Source organism: Geodermatophilus sp. SYSU D01045, assembly GCF_054050295.1.
Genome location: NZ_JBJGZB010000014.1, coordinates 97420 through 113217, shown reverse-complemented (window position 1 = coordinate 113217; position 15798 = coordinate 97420). Strand labels below are relative to the sequence as shown.

At 75.6% G+C, this 15798-nt stretch carries 18 protein-coding genes; 8 read left to right on the top strand and 10 right to left on the bottom strand.

The features are described 5' to 3' along the window. Positions 1-15 precede the first annotated feature (15 nt). The 4 genes from ACI798_RS13555 to ACI798_RS13540 all read right to left on the bottom strand — a co-directional run bounded on the left by ACI798_RS13555 (position 16) and on the right by ACI798_RS13540 (position 3735). Positions 16-1152, bottom strand: a complete 1137-nt coding sequence (locus ACI798_RS13555; RefSeq protein WP_457048141.1) for a ferrochelatase — start codon at positions 1150-1152, stop codon at positions 16-18. A 66-nt stretch (positions 1153-1218) separates the two neighbouring features. Then, the gene (gene fabI, locus ACI798_RS13550; protein WP_456943013.1) at positions 1219-1992 is read right to left on the bottom strand and encodes an enoyl-ACP reductase FabI; all 774 of its coding nucleotides are present in this window, start codon (positions 1990-1992) and stop codon (positions 1219-1221) included. Then, positions 1992-2696, bottom strand: coding sequence for a 3-oxoacyl-ACP reductase FabG (fabG, locus tag ACI798_RS13545; RefSeq protein WP_456943014.1), 705 nt, complete (start codon positions 2694-2696; stop codon positions 1992-1994). The genes fabI and fabG overlap by 1 nt, the downstream gene beginning before the upstream one ends. 58 nt (positions 2697-2754) lie before the next feature. Further along, positions 2755-3735 carry a patatin-like phospholipase family protein gene (locus ACI798_RS13540; protein WP_456943015.1) on the bottom strand — a complete coding sequence of 327 codons (981 nt, stop codon included), beginning with the start codon at positions 3733-3735 and terminating at the stop codon, positions 2755-2757. Between the two features lie 66 nt (positions 3736-3801). Here ACI798_RS13540 and ACI798_RS13535 point away from each other — a divergent pair, with 66 nt between their 5' ends. Then, on the top strand, positions 3802-4005 hold the full coding sequence (locus tag ACI798_RS13535) for a zinc-ribbon domain-containing protein (protein WP_456934959.1): 204 nt from the start codon (positions 3802-3804) through the stop codon (positions 4003-4005). 34 nt (positions 4006-4039) lie between these two features. Here ACI798_RS13535 and ACI798_RS13530 read toward each other — a convergent pair whose 3' ends face one another. From ACI798_RS13530 to ACI798_RS13520, 3 genes are read right to left on the bottom strand one after another with little or no spacing between them, the layout of a single operon-like run. Beyond that, positions 4040-5311 (bottom strand): cytochrome P450, encoded by a 1272-nt coding sequence (locus tag ACI798_RS13530; RefSeq protein WP_457048140.1) that lies wholly within the window; start codon positions 5309-5311, stop codon positions 4040-4042. Beyond that, a complete protein-coding gene (locus ACI798_RS13525) occupies positions 5308-5520 on the bottom strand; it encodes a ferredoxin (protein WP_456943017.1) in 213 nt (70 codons plus the stop codon). Before ACI798_RS13525 ends, ACI798_RS13530 begins: the two co-directional genes overlap by 4 nt. Next, complete coding sequence (locus tag ACI798_RS13520; RefSeq protein ID WP_457048139.1) at positions 5517-6137, bottom strand: TetR/AcrR family transcriptional regulator; 621 nt, start codon at positions 6135-6137, stop codon at positions 5517-5519. Before ACI798_RS13520 ends, ACI798_RS13525 begins: the two co-directional genes overlap by 4 nt. Positions 6138-6369: 232 nt before the next feature. Between ACI798_RS13520 and ACI798_RS13515 the strand changes: the two genes are divergently transcribed. Next, entirely contained in the window at positions 6370-6549 is a 180-nt protein-coding gene (locus tag ACI798_RS13515; protein ID WP_456943019.1) for a hypothetical protein, read from the top strand. Positions 6550-6603: 54 nt separating this feature from the next. Here ACI798_RS13515 and ACI798_RS13510 read toward each other — a convergent pair whose 3' ends face one another. Next, a complete protein-coding gene (locus ACI798_RS13510; protein ID WP_457048138.1) occupies positions 6604-7896 on the bottom strand; it encodes a 3-deoxy-7-phosphoheptulonate synthase in 1293 nt (430 codons plus the stop codon). A 107-nt stretch (positions 7897-8003) separates the two neighbouring features. On the opposite strand from ACI798_RS13510, the gene ACI798_RS13505 reads away from it, so the two are divergent. From ACI798_RS13505 to msrA, 5 genes are all read left to right on the top strand, one after another. Beyond that, positions 8004-8921 (top strand): GIY-YIG nuclease family protein, encoded by a 918-nt coding sequence (locus tag ACI798_RS13505; protein ID WP_456943021.1) that lies wholly within the window; start codon positions 8004-8006, stop codon positions 8919-8921. A gap of 49 nt (positions 8922-8970) precedes the next feature. Beyond that, entirely contained in the window at positions 8971-9474 is a 504-nt protein-coding gene (locus ACI798_RS13500) for a MarR family winged helix-turn-helix transcriptional regulator (protein ID WP_457048137.1), read from the top strand. Positions 9475-9576: 102 nt separating this feature from the next. Beyond that, positions 9577-10521, top strand: a complete 945-nt coding sequence (locus ACI798_RS13495) for an NADP-dependent oxidoreductase (RefSeq protein ID WP_457048136.1) — start codon at positions 9577-9579, stop codon at positions 10519-10521. 440 nt (positions 10522-10961) lie between these two features. Continuing rightward, complete coding sequence (locus ACI798_RS13490) at positions 10962-11786, top strand: alpha/beta fold hydrolase (RefSeq protein ID WP_456943218.1); 825 nt, start codon at positions 10962-10964, stop codon at positions 11784-11786. A 111-nt stretch (positions 11787-11897) separates the two neighbouring features. Continuing rightward, positions 11898-12413 (top strand): peptide-methionine (S)-S-oxide reductase MsrA, encoded by a 516-nt coding sequence (gene msrA / locus ACI798_RS13485; protein WP_456943217.1) that lies wholly within the window; start codon positions 11898-11900, stop codon positions 12411-12413. Between the two features lie 66 nt (positions 12414-12479). Here the strand turns inward: msrA and fxsT are convergent, their stop codons facing one another. Next, positions 12480-14990 carry an FxSxx-COOH system tetratricopeptide repeat protein gene (gene fxsT, locus ACI798_RS13480; RefSeq protein WP_457048135.1) on the bottom strand — a complete coding sequence of 837 codons (2511 nt, stop codon included), beginning with the start codon at positions 14988-14990 and terminating at the stop codon, positions 12480-12482. 7 nt (positions 14991-14997) lie between these two features. Beyond that, on the bottom strand, positions 14998-15372 hold the full coding sequence (locus ACI798_RS13475; RefSeq protein ID WP_456943215.1) for a hypothetical protein: 375 nt from the start codon (positions 15370-15372) through the stop codon (positions 14998-15000). Between the two features lie 251 nt (positions 15373-15623). Between ACI798_RS13475 and ACI798_RS13470 the strand changes: the two genes are divergently transcribed. Beyond that, a complete protein-coding gene (locus ACI798_RS13470) occupies positions 15624-15773 on the top strand; it encodes a Zn-dependent oxidoreductase (RefSeq protein ID WP_457048134.1) in 150 nt (49 codons plus the stop codon). Positions 15774-15798: the final 25 nt, after the last annotated feature.

Here is a 15798-nt window from a genome sequence, read left to right as displayed (position 1 = left end):
GGCCGGGTCAACGGGTCAGGCCGGGCGGGCCGCCGGGCGCTGCACGAAGCAACACGACGCCGGGCAGTTCGTGCCCAGCCGCGGCTCGCCGCCCGAGCGCCGCTCCTGCAGCAGCTCGCGGACCATCGCGACGAACGCCGGGTGGGTGCCCGCCGTCGCGGCCCGGACGAACGCCAGCCCCAGCTCCCCGGCGGTCTCCTCGGCCTCGTTGTCGAGGTCCCAGATCACCTCGAGGTGGTCGCTGACGAACCCGATCGGGAACAGCACGACCGCCGTCTCGCCGTTCTCGTGCAGCGCGCGCAGGTGGTCGTTGACGTCGGGCTCCAGCCACGGCACCGACGGCGGGCCGCTGCGGGACTGCCAGACCAGGTCGAAGGCCCGGCCCGGCTCGACGGCGTCGACGACGGCGCGCGCGGCGGCCAGGAGCTCGGCCTCGTAGGCGTGCCCGTCGGGGCCGGCGACGTCGGCCATCGCGTCCGGGATCGAGTGCGCCGTCGCCACCAGGCGCGCGCCGGCCCGGTGCTCCTCGGGCAGCTCCGCCAGCGCGGCGGCCAGCGCGTCGGCGTTGGCCCGGACGAAGCCGGGGGTGTCGAAGTAGTGCGGCAGCTTCTCCGCCGTGGGGCCCCCTGGGCGGGTGGGGGACGACACGGCGATCCGGGCCCGGGCGACGTCCTCGTGGTACTGCCGGCACCCGGAGTAGGAGGCGTAGGCCGACGTCGCCAGCACGTAGACGTGCTCGATGCCGTCGTCGGTCATCTGCTGCCAGACGTCCTCGACGTAGGGGTCCCAGTTGCGGTTGCCCCAGTAGACGGGCAGGTCGACGCCGTGGGCGGCGAGGTCGGCCTCGATCGCGGCGACCAGCGCCTCGTTCTGCTCGTTGATCGGGCTCACGCCGTCGAAGTGGTGGTAGTGCTCGGCGACGTCGAGCAGCCGCTCGCGCGGGACGCCGCGGCCGCGGGTGACGTTCTCCAGGAACGGCATGACGTCGTCGTGGCCGCGGGGGCCGCCGAAGGACAGGACCAGCAGCGCCTCGCGGCGGCCGGCCGGGGCGGGCGACGCCGCGGGCGGCGTCCCCCCGTTGTTGCGGACGGCCAGCGAGGGGTCCTCGTCGGGACGCTGGCCGGGGTTGATGTCGACGGTGGCGCGGGGCACGGACGTCCTTCGGTGGTACGGGGTGGATCGGATGCGGTCAGACGCCCACGGCGTGGCTCTGTGACCTCACACGCCTACGGCGTGGAAGCCGCCGTCGACGTGCACGATCTCGCCGGTGGTGGCGGGGAACCAGTCCGACAGCAGGGCGACGACGGCCTTGCCGGCGGGCTCGGTGTCGGTGACCGACCAGCCCAGCGGCGCGCGGCCCTCCCAGGCCTCCTCGAACTGGGCGCTGCCGGGGATGGACTTCATGGCCATGCTGCGCAGCGGGCCGGCGGCGACGATGTTGGACCGCACGCCGTCGGGGCCGAGCTCGCGGGCCACGTAGCGGCTGACCGACTCCAGCGCCGCCTTGGCCGCGCCCATCCAGCCGTAGACCGGCCAGGCGACGGAGGCGTCGAAGGTGAGCCCGACGACCGAGGACGGGTTGGCCAGCAGCGGCCGGCAGGCCTGGACCAGTGAGGCGTAGGACCACGACGAGACCTGGAACGCCGTCGCGGCGTGCTCCCAGGCGACCTCGGGGAAGCCCTCCCCCATCGCCTCCTGCGGCGCGAAGCCGATGGAGTGCACGACGCCGTCGAGGGTGTCGAGGCCGGCCTCGCGCAGCCGGTCGGCCAGCGAGGCCAGGTGCTCGGTGTCGGTCACGTCCAGCTCGACGACCGCCGCCTCCTGCGGCAGCCGCTTGGCGATCCGCTGGCACAGCGACAGCGCGCGCCCGAAGTTGGACAGCACCACCGTGGCGCCCTGCTCCTGCGCGATCCGCGCGGTGGCGAAGGCGATCGACGCCTCGGTCAGCACGCCGGTGACGAGGACCTGCTTGCCCTCCAGGATCCCGCTCATCAGTGCCCCATCCCCAGTCCGCCGTCGACCGGGACGACCGCCCCGGTGACGTATCCGGCCGCGTCGCTCGCCAGGAAGCGGACGACGGCGGCGATCTCGTCGGCCTCGGCGTACCGGCCCAGCGGCACCTGCCCGAGGATCTCCTGCTGCCGCTTCTCCGGCAGCTCCGCGGTCATGTCGGTGCGCACGAAGCCGGGCGCGACGACGTTCGCGGTGACGTTGCGGCTGCCGAGCTCGCGGGCGATCGAGCGGGCCAGGCCCACCAGCCCCGCCTTGCTCGCCGCGTAGTTGGTCTGGCCGGCCGAGCCGAGCAGCCCGACGACGGAGCTGACGAACACCATGCGGCCGAACCGAGCGCGCACCATCTTCGCCGAGGCCCGCTTGGCCACCCGGTAGGCGGCGGTGAGGTTGGCGTCGAGGACGTCGGCGAAGTCGTCCTCCTTCATCCGCATGAGCAGCCCGTCGCGGGTGATGCCGGCGTTGCTCACCAGCACCTCGACCGGCCCCTGCTGCTCCTCGACCTCGGAGAACGCCCGGTCGACGGCCGCGGCGTCGGTGACGTCGCACCGCACGCCGAACAGCCCGTCGGGGGCGCCGCTGCCGCGGTGGGTGACCGCCACCGAGTCCCCCTGCTCGGCGAAGGAGCGGGCGATGGCCAGCCCGATCCCCCGGTTGCCGCCGGTCACCAGCACCGACCTGCCCACGCTCGACCCCCTGACCCCGGCGACGTCCTCCGTGCCGAACCTAGTCGCTGGGCGCAGGTCACACCCGGCCGCGGTCGGACGCCTCCCGCAGCAGCGCGGCCACCTCCGGTGTCGCGGCGTGCACGCCGGCCTGGAAGAACGACTGCTGCAGCACCTCGTCCACGCGCTCGCCGGACATGAAGTCCGCGCCCATGACCTCCTGCTCGGCCGCGCCGGGGGTGAAGACGGCGGTCCGGATCCCCGCCGCGCGCAGGGCCCGCACCTCCCGGTCCAGCTGCCGCTGGGAGTACCGGCGCATGGCGGCGGTGACGTCCTGGCGCCAGCCCGGCGAGCCGCTCATCGGCGCCAGGACGACGACGACGTCGACCCCGGCGCGGCGCAGCACGGCGGCGTTGGTCGCGGAGTGCACCCCGCCGTCGACGTAGGCGTGCCGGCCGATGGTCACGGGGGCGAAGTAGCCGGGCACCGCGCAGGACGCGGCGACCGCCAGGTGCACCGGCGCCGGCGGCGCCCCGGGCCGGCCGAAGACGACGCGGCGCCCGTCCCGCCGGCGCACGGCGGTGATCCACAGGTCGCGCTCGGGCCAGGTCGGCCCCTCGACCTCCCTGAGGGCGCCCAGCTGGGACACGATGTCGTGCCGGCCCGCGGCCAGCAGCGTCATGCCGGCGACCAGGGGGCGGAACCGCCACGGGCGGGCGAGTGCCCGGGCGACCAGGTGCGGGCCGGGCACGCGCATCGGCCGGCGGAGCACGTCGAGCGGGCGGAACGGCGCGAGCTCGGGGACGGGGGTCGCCGCGATGGTGCGCAGCACGTCGTCGTCGCCGGACAGCGGCGCCTTGACCGTCCACGCGGCGAGGTCCTCCGGCGAGACGCCGGCCCGCAGCAGGGTGCCGGTGATCGACCCGGCGGAGGTGCCGACGACGACGTCCGCGGTGCGGGCGTCGAAGCCGGCGTCGTGCTGCAGGACCGCCAGGACACCCGCGTGGTAGGCCTGCCCCACCACGCCGCCGCCACCCAGCACCAGACCGACCCGGACCATCCCCCCACGGTCCCACGGCCGGGTCGGCCCGGCTCCCGCGCCCGGGGACCGACCTACGCTGGCCGCGTGTTCCTCCTCTTCGGCTTCGGCACCCGGCAGAAGGACCTGGGCCCGGGGGCGGTGCGCACCTGCCCGCGGTGCGGCAACACCACCCGGTGGGCGCGGGTGCGGCAGTTCCGCCAGCTGAGCGTGTTCTTCGTGCCGGTCGCCCGGTGGGGACGCCGGCGGCTCGAGGTCTGCGGCGTCTGCGGCACCGCCGTCGAGGCCTGAGCCGCGACGGCGGTGCCGGGGGCCGGGCGGGGCCTCAGCCGATGCGGAGCGGCAGCGAGCGGGGGCCGCGGATCTGGCCGGTGGACCAGCGCACCGCCGCGGGGTCGGCCAGGCCGAACTCGGGCACCCGGTCGAGCCACACGTCGAGCGCCACCCGCATCTCCATCCGCGCCAGGTGCGACCCGACGCAGCGGTGGATGCCCAGGCCGAAGGCGGCGTGCCGGTTGACCTGCCGGTCGATGACCACCTCGTCGGCCCGCTCGAACTGTGCGGGGTCGCGGTTGGCCGCCGGGAAGGACAGCAGGACCCAGTCCTCGGCCTTCATCTCCACGCCGCGCCAGGTCACGTCCTCCTTCACCAGCCGCGCCATGGTGACCGGGGCGTAGGCGCGGAGGAACTCCTCGACGGCGGTGGGCCGCAGCCCCGGCTCGGCGACCAGCCGGTGGCGGTCGTCGGGGTGGCCGGCGAGGTGCCACAGCGAGGCGCCGATCGCGCTCCAGGTGGTGTCGATGCCGGCGATGAGCAGCAGCGCCATCGTCCCGGCGACGTGCGCGGGCTCGAGCCGGCGGCCGTACAGCTCGGCCTCGAGCAGGTAGGTGGTGAGGTCCTCGCGCGGGTGCTCGAGGTGGTCCTGGATCTGCGCGAGCAGGTACTCGAACAGGTGGCTGCTGCGCGCGAGGCGCTCCTCGGGCGGCAGGTCGATGCCCTCGAGCGCGTTCTCGACGAACTGCCGGAACCGCGGGCCGTCCTCGGGCGGGAAGCCGAGCATGTCGGCGATGACCCGCACCGGGATGTGCTGCGCGTAGTCGGCGGCGGCGTCGACGACGTCCCGCCCCTCGAACGCGTCGACCAGCGAGTGGCAGAACGCCCGCGTGCCCTCCTCCTGCCGGCCGACCGCGTTCTTGGTGAACGCCGGCAGCAGCAGCTTGCGGGCGTCGTGGTGGAACGGTGGGTCCGAGGAGATCGGCGGGGTGCCGCCGACCGGGGCGAGTGCCCGCGGTGGCCGGAAGTTGCCCGCGATGATCGCGCGGGAGGAGAAGTGCTCGGTGTCGTGGGCGACGGCGGCGACGTCCTCGTAGCGGGTGGGCAGCCACGCCCCGCCGAACCGCTCGGTGTGCGCGATCGGGCAGCGCTGCCGCAGGTCGTCCCAGATGCCGATCGCGCCCTGCGCCCACTCCTCCCCGGTGTGCGAGAAGTCGGTGGCCCAGTCCTCGACCGGGCCGCAGCGCACCTCGCTGAACGTGCCGAGGGCGGGGTCGGAGCGCAGCGTGCCGGCGTCGGTGAAGGAGCGGTCGTCGACGCTCACCGCGCCGGCTCCTGCTCGACGACGAGGACGGCGGCCTCGGGGCAGTTGTCGGCGGCCAGGTGCGCGTCGCCCTCGAGCCCGGCCGGCACCTCCCCGCCGGGGACGAGGAGGGTCGAGTAGCCCTCGTCGTCGGCGCCGAACAGGTCCGGCGCGAGGTCGTAGCAGCGGCCGTGCCCCTGGCACAGCGACGGGTCGATCGAGATCCTCACGGGCGGCTCTCCGTTCCTGGGACGGGTGTCTCCTGCGGTGCGAGGCCGGTGACGAGGCGGGCGAGCAGCGCCGTCCACTCCCCGTCGTCGACCGGGTCCACGTCGGGGCCGACCAGCGCGGTGCCGACGGCCAGCGACAGGCACAGGTGGGCGACGGCGCGCGGGGACAGCGCGGCGTCGATCTCGCCGTCGTCCTGGCCGCGGCGGACCAGGCCGGCCAGCCACGCGGCGCGCTCCTGCACGTGGTCGCGCACCGGGCCGGCGGCGTCGTCGTCGCGGCGGGCGGCGACCAGCGCCTCGAGCAGCAGGTCGCCGTCGGGGTCCCGGCGGCGGCGCAGGGTGCGGCCGCTGGCGAGCAGCAGGTCCGCGACCGAGCGGCCGGGGTCGGCGGCGACGAGGTCGGCGAGCAGCCGGCGGCCGTGCACGTGCAGCGCGTCGACGAGCAGGGCGGCCTTGGAGCCGAAGTGGGCGTACAGGGCGCCGTTGCTCAGCCCGGCCGCGTCGGCGACCTCGGACACGCGCGTGCCCTCGTAGCCCCGCCGGGCGAAGACGTCGGCGGCCGCGCGCAGCAGCCGCTCGCGCGTGCCCGCCGCGGTGGCGCCCGGGGTGCGACCCACGTCACGAATCGAACAGCGGTTCAATTCGCGCCGTCAAGGGCCGGGAACGCGCGAGAGGCCCGCCCAGCCCCCGTCGGCCGGCGCGCGGTGTGACCTTGACAACACTCCGGGCCCTGCCCGATGGTCCTCCTCGCGTTCCGGACCGGAGCACCCCCGGGACGTCCCGCCGCGGGCCGCGGCGGGCACCGTCCGGCCTGAGGCGCGCCGACGACGTCGCGCCGGAGGAGGCGCCGTGCCGTCCTGGTGGGAGCAGGTCTGGGCGCGCTGGCTGGTGTACCGGCTGGAGGCGGCGAACCGGCGGTCCGCGTGCCCGCACGACGGGCTCTCGCTGCTCTGCTCGACCTGCCTGGCCATCGCCTCGGCCGGGTTCCTGCTGCCGGCCGCTCCTCCCGTGCCGCGCGACCGCGGCTGACCGGTCGGTCCCCGTCGTCGGCGGGGACCCGCCCGGCCCCGTGCTCGCCGGTCGTCAGGGAGCAGGCGGCCCCGCGGTCACCCGGCCGCGCCGGGACCGGGCGGCGGCGGCCAGCTCGGCCAGCATCGCCTCGGTCGTCGCCGGGTCGACGCAGGCGTCGGTGACGCTCACGCCGTACTCGAGCCGCTCGGGGTGCTCGCGGTCGAGGTCCTGCCGCCCCTCGGCGAGGTTGCTCTCGATCATCACCCCGCGGATCGCCCGCTCCCCGCCGGCGACCTGCCCGGCCAGGTCGCGCACGACCGCGGGCTGGCGCCGGTGGTCCTTCTGGCTGTTGCCGTGGGAGGCGTCGACGACGACCACCTCCGGCAGCCCGCGCGCGGCGAGCTTCCGCTTCACCTCGGCGACGTGCGCCGCGGAGTGGTTGGGGCCGTCCTTGGTGCCGCGCAGGATGACGTGGCCGGTGTCGTTGCCGGTGGTGGACAGCTGCGCCGAGACCCCGTGGTGGTCGACGCCGAGGAACTCGTGCGGGGCGCGCGCGGTGACGACGGCCTGGACGGCGGAGTCGACGCTGCCCTCGGGTGAGTTCTTGAAGCCGACCACGGACGAGAAGCCCGACACCCGCTCGCGGGCGGTCTGGTCGGTCACGTTGCGCGCGCCGACGCCGTTGTAGGTGACCAGCCCGTTGACGTACTGCGGCGTGAGCGCGTTGAGCGGCTCGGCGGCGACGGGCACGCCCATCTCGGTGATGCGGCACATGAGCATCCGGGTGGCGACCAGGCCGACGCTGATCCGGCTGGACCCGTCGAGGAACGGGTCGTAGGCGAAGCCCTTCCAGTCGACCTCGGTCCGCGGCTTCTCGGTGTAGGTCCGCATAAGGATCTCGAGGTCGTCGCCGTGCCGGGCCCGCATGCGGCCGAGGAAGGCGGCGTACTCCAGCGCGGCGGCCGGGTCGTGCACCGAGCAGGGGCCGGCGATGACGACGAGGCGGTCGTCGGCGCCGGTGAGGACGTCGGTGACGGCGGCCCGCGCGGCCCGCGTCGTCGCGGCGGACTCCGGCGACAGCGGGACGACGGTCGCCACCGCCGCCGGGGTGACGACGACGCTCAGGCCGGTGATCCGCGCGTTCACCAGGCCGGACGGGTCGGCGCCGTCGGCCGCCGAGACCCCCACCTGCCGCTGGACGGCCGGCAGCAGGTCGGCGAGCGTGGCGTCGATCTGGGCGTTCACCGTCGTCTGGACGTCGAGCAGCAGGTCGGCGATCCGCGTCGCCGCCTCCAGGATCCGGTCAGCGGGGATGGGGGCCTCCTCGGTCGTTCCCGACCGTCGAGCCAACCACAGCGGCGCCACGGCCCGGCGCCCGGTGGCGGGCCCCGCACGACGGGACGGGTGGGGCGCCCGGGGCGGGTGGGGCGCGGCGCCGTCACGCGGGGCGGACCCGTGCGCACCATGGGCGCGTGCCCGCCCGACCGGACGCCGTCGCCGTGCTGCCGGCCGCCCCGGGCGTGTACCGCTTCCGGGACGCCGCCGGGCGCGTGCTGTACGTCGGCCGGGCCACGCACCTGCGCTCCCGTGTGGGCTCCTACTGGGGCGACCTGCGCGACCGCCGCCACCTGCGGCGGATGGTGGGCCGGGTGTCCCGGATCGAGGCGCTCGAGTGCGACTCCGTGCACGAGGCCGCGTGGGCCGAGCGCAACCTGCTCGAGCGGTCGCTGCCCCCGTGGAACCGGATCCCCGGGGGCCTGGAGGTCCCCGTCCGGATCCGGCTGGACCCCTCGGCGGGCGCGCCGCGCCTCGACGTCGTCCCCGACGCCCGGCCGGCGCCGGGGGTGCGCCACTTCGGCCCCTACCTCGGCCGCCGCAGGGTGCGGGCGGCCGTGTCCGGGCTGAGCCGCGTGTACCCGCTCGCCCACGCCGGACCCGGCCGGAGCGCCGGTGAGCGCGAGCTGGCGCGATTGCGGGGGGCGCAGGACGCCTCCCTCCCGGAGCTCGCCGCCGCGCTGACGGCGGTGCTCGACCGCGAGCCGGACGCGGTCGCCGCCGCGCTGGCCGCGCTGGGTGCCCGGCGCGACGCCGCGGCCGCGGCGCAGGCCTACGAGGCGGCCGCCCGCCTGCAGGAGGAGATCGAGGCGCTCCAGTGGGTGGTCGCGCCGCAGCGGGTCACCGCGCCCGAGGGGCAGGCCGACGGCGACGTCACCGGCTGGACGGGCGACGTCCTGGTGCGGCTGCGCATCCGCGGCGGCCGGGTGCGCGGCTGGGACCAGGAACCCTGCACCCGCGCGGCGTCGGGGACCCGCGCGCCGGCGGGGTGGACGCGGTTCCTCCGCCGCAACGCCGAGCTGGCCGCCCGCCTGGTCGCGCTGCCCGTTCCCTGAGCCCGCGCGGGACGTCCTGGTCGGAATTCGAAGCACCTAGGCTCCCGCCATGGACGCCTCTCCCCCGTCGCTCGACCCGGTCCAGCTCGGCGCCTACTTCGACCTCGTCGAGGTGACCAGCCTCCTGCGGCACGCGGTGGAGCGGCAGCTGCGCGAGGCCGGCGACCTCAGCTACGTGCAGTTCCAGCTGCTGGCCCGGCTCGGGGACTCGCCGGCCGGGAGCGCCCGCATGACCGACCTGGCCGACGGCGTCGTCTACAGCCGCAGCGGGCTGACCTACCAGGCCGGCCTGCTCGAGAAGGCGGGCCTGGTGGTGCGCGCCCCCTCCCCGGACGACGAGCGGGGCGTCACGGTCACCGTCACCGACGCCGGGCGCGCCCTGCTCGCCGAGGTGCTGCCGGGCCACGTCGAGGTCGTCCGCGACCTGCTCTTCGCGCCGCTCTCCCGCGACCAGGTCACGGCCCTCGCCGGCCTGCTGGCGCCGGTGCGCGACCACATGCGCGCGGCACCGCCCCGCTCCGCGGCACCCCGCCGCCGGGCGGCCGGGACCTGAGGACCCGCCGCGGGCGGAGGGTTGCTGAGAATTCGAAGCAGGTCAGGTCGTCTCAGTGCTTCGAATTCGAAGCCAACCTCGAGACGAGAGCGGGTCCCCGCCGTGAAGGCAGTCCGGTTCCACGAGTTCGGCGCCCCCGACGTCCTGCGCTACGAGGACGTGGAGCTGCCCGTCCCCGGCGCCGGGGAGGTGCGCGTCCGGGTCGCCGCGACGTCGTTCAACGGCGTCGACGGCACCATCCGCGCCGGCGGCATGCAGGGCCCCATCCCGGTGGCCCTGCCGCACACCCCCGGCATCGACGTCGCGGGCACGGTGGACGCGCTCGGCGAGGGCGTGGACGGCGTGCGGGTCGGCGACCGGGTCGTCGGCTTCCTGCCGATGGGAGCCGACGGCGCGGCCGCCGAGTACGTCGTCGCGCCCGCCGGGGTCCTGGCGCCGGCGCCGGAGAGCATCCCGCTGCCCGACGCCGCGGCCCTGCCCATCGTCGGGCTCACCGCGTGGCAGGCGCTGTTCGACCACGGCGGCCTGACGGCCGGGCAGCGCGTGCTGGTCAACGGCGCCGGCGGCGCGGTCGGCGGCTACGCCGTCCAGCTGGCCAGGCGCGCCGGCGCGCACGTCATCGGGACGGCCGGCCCGCGCAGCGGCGAGCGCGTCCGGACCGGCGGCGCCGACGAGGTCGTCGACCACACCACCACCGACGTGACCGCGGCGGTCCCCGAGCCGGTCGACCTCGTGCTCAACCTCGCGCCGGTCGACCCGGCGCAGCTGGCCGCGCTGGTCGGCCTGGTGCGTCCCGGCGGCGCCCTCGTCAACACGACGGTGTGGATGCCCGCCCCGTCCGACGAGGAGCGCGGCGTGCGCGGCGTCGACCTCTTCGTCCGCAGCGACGCCGACCAGCTGGCCCGGCTGGTGGCGCTGGTCGACGGCGGGGAACTGCGGGTCGACGTCGCGCAGCGGGTGCCCCTGGCGGACCTGGCGGACGTGCACGCCCGGGCCGCCACCGGCGGGCTGCCCGGCAAGGTGGTCGTCGTCCCGGCCGCCGCGTGACGTCCCCCTCCTGAGGGTCCGGAGCAACGGAACGAGCCGGTGCGCCACGGGGGTTGGGGGGGGGGGGGGGGGGCCGCGGCCCACCGCCCCCCGCCCCACCCGCCCCCCCCCGCCCCCCCCCGACACCCCCCGCCAAGGCCCCGCGCCACGGTTCGGGCCCCCGGAGCGGGTGGCGCGCAGCGGCCCGGGGGGGGGGGGGGGGGGGGCGCCCCCCCCCCCCCCCCCCCCCCCCCACGACGCTGAGGCGGCCGGAGAACCCGACCCGGGGCGGCCACGACGGTGCACGCGTGCCTGGGCACGGGACCCGTCGACCACCGAGTTCACCCGACCGCCTCACCACAGCCGCTCGCCGACCACCGACCCGCGCTGGGATGACGTCGCGCCCGGGCGGTTGCCCACCTGCGGACGCACCACCCTTCCGAGACCGACGGAGGCACGACATGGGCACGATCACGACCGACGACGGCACCGAGATCTTCTACAAGGACTGGGGCAGCGGTCAGCCGATCGTCTTCAGCCACGGCTGGCCGCTGTCGGCCGACGACTGGGACGCGCAGATGATGTTCTTCCTGGCCCAGGGCTACCGGGTCATCGCGCACGACCGGCGGGGACACGGCCGCTCGACCCAGACCGGCGACGGGCACGACATGGACCACTACGCCGACGACCTGGCCGCGCTGACGGCGCACCTCGACCTGCACGACGCCGTGCACGTCGGCCACTCGACCGGCGGCGGCGAGGTCGCCCACTACCTCGGCCGGCACGGCGAGGACCGCGTCGCGAAGGCCGTGCTGATCAGCGCGGTGCCGCCGCTCATGGTGCAGACCGACGCCAACCCCGGCGGCCTGCCGAAGAGCGTGTTCGACGACATCCAGACCCAGGTCGCGACCAACCGGTCCCGCTTCTACCGCGACCTGCCGTCGGGGCCGTTCTACGGGTTCAACCGGCCGGGCGCCGAACCGTCCGAGGCGATCATCGCGAACTGGTGGCGCCAGGGGATGATGGGCGGCGCGAAAGCCCACCACGACGGCGTCGTCGCGTTCTCCCAGACGGACTTCACCGACGACCTGCGGAAGATCACGGTGCCGGTCCTGGTCATGCACGGCGACGACGACCAGGTCGTCCCGTACGAGAACTCGGGGCCGCGGTCCGCGGAGCTCCTGCAGAACGGGACGCTGAAGACCTACGCCGGCTTCCCCCACGGGATGCCGACGACGCAGGCCGAGACCATCAACGCGGACCTGCTCGAGTTCATCCGCTCGTGACCTCGTCGCCGTTCCGGGCTCGTCGTCCCGCCGGCTGCCGATGGGAGCCGGCGGGAAGACCAGCCCCGGTCGCGGTGTTCAGCCAGGCGCCCGACACAGAGGGAGGCACACGTGACCACTGAGACCGCGATCCTCGCCGGCGGCTGCTTCTGGGGTGCGCAGGACCTGCTGCGCAAGCGCCCGGGGGTGCTCTCAAGCCGCGTCGGGTACTCCGGCGGGGACACCCCGAACGCCACGTACCGCAACCACGGCGACCACGCCGAGGCGGTCGAGATCGTCTTCGACCCGTCCGTGATCTCGTACCGGGAGCTCCTGGAGTTCTTCTTCCAGATCCACGACCCGACGACGGTGGACCGGCAGGGCAACGACGTGGGCAGGAGCTACCGCTCGGCGATCTTCTACACGAGCGAGGAGCAGCGGCGCGTCGCTCTCGACACGATCGCCGACGTCGACGCCTCGGGCCTGTGGCCCGGGAAGGTCGTGACGGAGGTGTCGCCGGCCGGCCCCTTCTGGGAGGCCGAGGAGGAGCACCAGGACTACCTGCAGAAGTACCCGTGGGGCTACACCTGCCACTACGTGCGGCCCGACTGGGTGCTCCCGCGCCGGGAGGCGCAGACCGCCCGCTGACGTGAGCGGCCGGCGCACCTCGCCCGGTGCGCCGGCCGTCGGCGCGCTCCACACGGTGAGGACCGCTCAGGCGCCCCGGTGGGCGGTGACGACGGCCAGGTTCTCCCGCGCGGAGACCGTGACCGGGTGATCGGGGCCCACTGTCTGCGGGAGGTCCTCGAGCACCCGCTCGAGCACCTCCCGGGCCGTATCCCACTCCCCCGCCCCGGCCCGGACGGCCGCGAGGTCGGCCCGGGCCGTCAGGGTGTCGGGGTGGGTCGGTCCCAGGGTCCGCCCGAGCCCGTCCACCACCTGCTCGAGCAACCTCCGCGCCGGGCACCACTCCCCCGACTGCGCCAGGACCAGCGCCAGGTTGGCCTCCGCAGTCCTGGTGTCCGGGTGCTCTCCCCCCAGCACCCGCTCCCGGACGGACACCACCTGTTCGAGGAGCCGGCGGGCCTCGGCCACTTCCCCCAGCACGGTGAGGGTCCCGGCGAGACTGCCCTGCGCGGTCAGCGTCGCCGGGTGCTCCGGACCCGAGGCCCGCAACCGGGCCGCCACCAGCCTCTCCAGGACGTGCCGGGCCTCGTCGAGCTCGCCCGCTCCCATCAGGACGTACGCCAGGTTCCCGGAGGTCGTCAGCGTGCCCGGGTGCTCCGGTCCCAGCGTCTGCTCCAGCACCTGCTCCATGCGGGCCAGCACCCGCCGCGCCTCTCCGAGTCCCCTCAGATCGGCCAGCGACAGCGCCGTGACCGCCCTCGTCGTGAGGATCGGGGGCTCGTCGGACCCCGATGCGCGCAACCGGGCCGGCAGCACCCGTTCCAGCGGCAGCCTCGCCTCGGCCAGGTCGCCCAGGTCGGCCAGAGCGGCCAGGTCGGCCTCGCCCCCACCTGGCCCGGGCGGCCCGGCCGGTCCCGGCTCGGGCAGCACCTGCGCCAGTCCGGCGATCACCCGCTGCAGCACCTCCCGCGCCTCGATCCACCTGCCCAGGTGCCACAGGGTGAGGGAGAGGTTGGCCTGGGCGGTGAGGGTGGCCGGGTGGGCGGGGCCCAGCACCCGTGACCGGATCCCGGCGACCTGCTCCAGCACCCGGCGCGCCCCGTCGAGGTCCCACAGGGCGAAGAGGGTCCGCGCCAGGTCGACCTGCGCCGCCAGCGTGTCGGGGTGCTCCGGTCCCAGTGCCCCGGCCAGGCCCGCGGCCGCCCGGTCCAGCACCCGCCGGGCGCCGCGGAAGTCCCCGCAGACGTGCAGGAAGCGCGCGGCCCCTCGCAGGTCGTCGTCGGTGTCGGGGAGCGTCGCCAGCAGGTGCGGCAGCAGCGCCGAGAAGGCCGGCCAGTTCGCCGGATCCTCCGGGTCGAGGGGCAGGGCCCGGTGGAGGAGGGAGCGCGCGGCGCGTTCCCACGCCGTCCGCTGCTCGTCCGTCAGCTGGTCCCGGACCACTGCCTGGACCAGGCGGTGCACCGACACGGTCCGCCCGTCCCGCGGCAGATCGGCGTCCGCCCTCCGCACGCTCCGGGAGCCGGCGCCCGTCCGCACCAGGGAGTAGCGGTACAGCGCGGCCAGGGCCCTGTCCAGGGCCAGCTCGTCCCCGGCCAGCACGCCGAGGACGTCGGCGGGCTCCGGTGCCAGTTCCGCTGCGTCGGCACCGCCGGACAGCAGCAGGGTGAGGGGGACGTCGTCGGGGCCGTAACAGGCCAGCAGCCGCAGCAGCCCCACCGCCGTCGGGCCGAGCGCCTCGAACGCCAGGCTCCACGTCCGGGCGATCGGGTACTCGTAGTCGGTGGGGTCTCCCTGACCGAGCAGGTCCGGCCGGTGGCGGCGGTACGACGTCAGGTAGGAGGCGAGCGTGGCGCCGGGGGAGGCCGAGATGTAGGCGCCGGCCTGTTCCAGGCCCAGCGGCAGGCGGCCGAGCTCCTCGGCCAGCTGCCCGGCGCTGACCTCGTCGGGGTCCCCGGTCCGGCCGACGAGGAACGCCACCGCCGCCGTCGGGTCCAGGTCCGGAACCTCGAGGCGCGGGTGCGGATACCAGCTGGGGTTGCGGCTGGTGACCAGCACGTGCCCGGACCCGGCCGGCGGGAGGAACTCACGGACGGCGCCCGGGCTCTCGGCGTTGTCGAGGACGAGCAGCCACGGGTCCGTGCGCGCGGCCAGTACCGCGTGGGTCGCCGCGACCGCGTCCCGGCCCTCGACGTCGATCTCGAGCTGGGCGGCCAGCAGCGTCCCCAACTGCGTGGCGACCGTGGCCGGTTCGGCCGTCGCCACCCACCACACCAGTCCGTAGTCCTCCGCGATCCAGTGCCGGTGGGCGTACTCGAGAGCGAGGCTGGACTTGCCCACCCCGCCCAGGCCGTGCAGCGCCAGCACGGCCGGGCCGGCGTCCTCGCCCGCGGTCAGGCGCAGCAGCTCACGCCGCACCCGGTCGAGGAGCTGCTCGCGCCCTGTCACCCGGTGGCGGGGCGGCAGGAAGACCGCGTGGCGGGCCACCGTCTCCCTGCTGACCTGGAAGACGTTGGTCTGCCGGTTGAAGCTGCCGGCCTGCAGGCCCTGCGCCCGCTCGGCGTGCACCCGTGGCGCGCCGGCGGGGACCTCCGGCGTCACGTCCCGGTCACCCGGCGCCGAAGGTGTTGATCTGCTGGTTGCGATCACCGACCTGCACGCCCTGCGCGTGGGCGGCGTCCACCCGGTACTTGCCGGCCGCGCTGCCCGCGGAGTCGGCGAGAGCCAGCACCCGCTCCGCCAGCTCCAGCACCTCGGCGTCGCGGTCGGCGCCGGTCTCGGTCACGTACTTGCGTAGCAGCGGCTCGTACGCCTTCGGGTCCTTCTCGTGCTCGGCCAGCGCCTCCTCGGCCGCCGGCCTGCCGGCGAACCGCCGGCGGAGGACCTCGCGCAGCTTCGCGTACGCGTCCCTCACCGCGGAGCCGGCGACGTCCTGCACTCCTGCCCCGACCCCGGCCGCCAATGCCGCCAACAGCAGACTCACGGGTTCCATCTCGACCCCTGTCGTCGGAGTGTGACCAGTCTCCCACCGAGGGTGCGCACATCGACAGGTCGTCACGTGGTCACGGGCCGTGGTCAGTGGCGTCCGCCACGCCGTGTGGTCGCCACGCCACGGAAGGTCCCGGCCTGCGGCACCGCGGCCCGCTCCTCGTCAAACCCCTGCTCCCACCCGGCACGCGGGAGCGGCCGGGCCTCCTCGATCGCCGTCTCCCAGTCCGGCCATAGCCTTCCCCCATGCGTGCCGTGCAGATGACCCGCTTCGGCGGCCCCGAGGTCCTCGACGTCGTCGACCTCCCCGACCCCGTCTCCGGCGACGGCCAACAGCTCTACGAGGTGAGTGCGGCCGGCGTGAACTATGCCGACACCCACCACCAGCTGTCCTGAGAGTTAGATCAGCGGTCAACGCGCG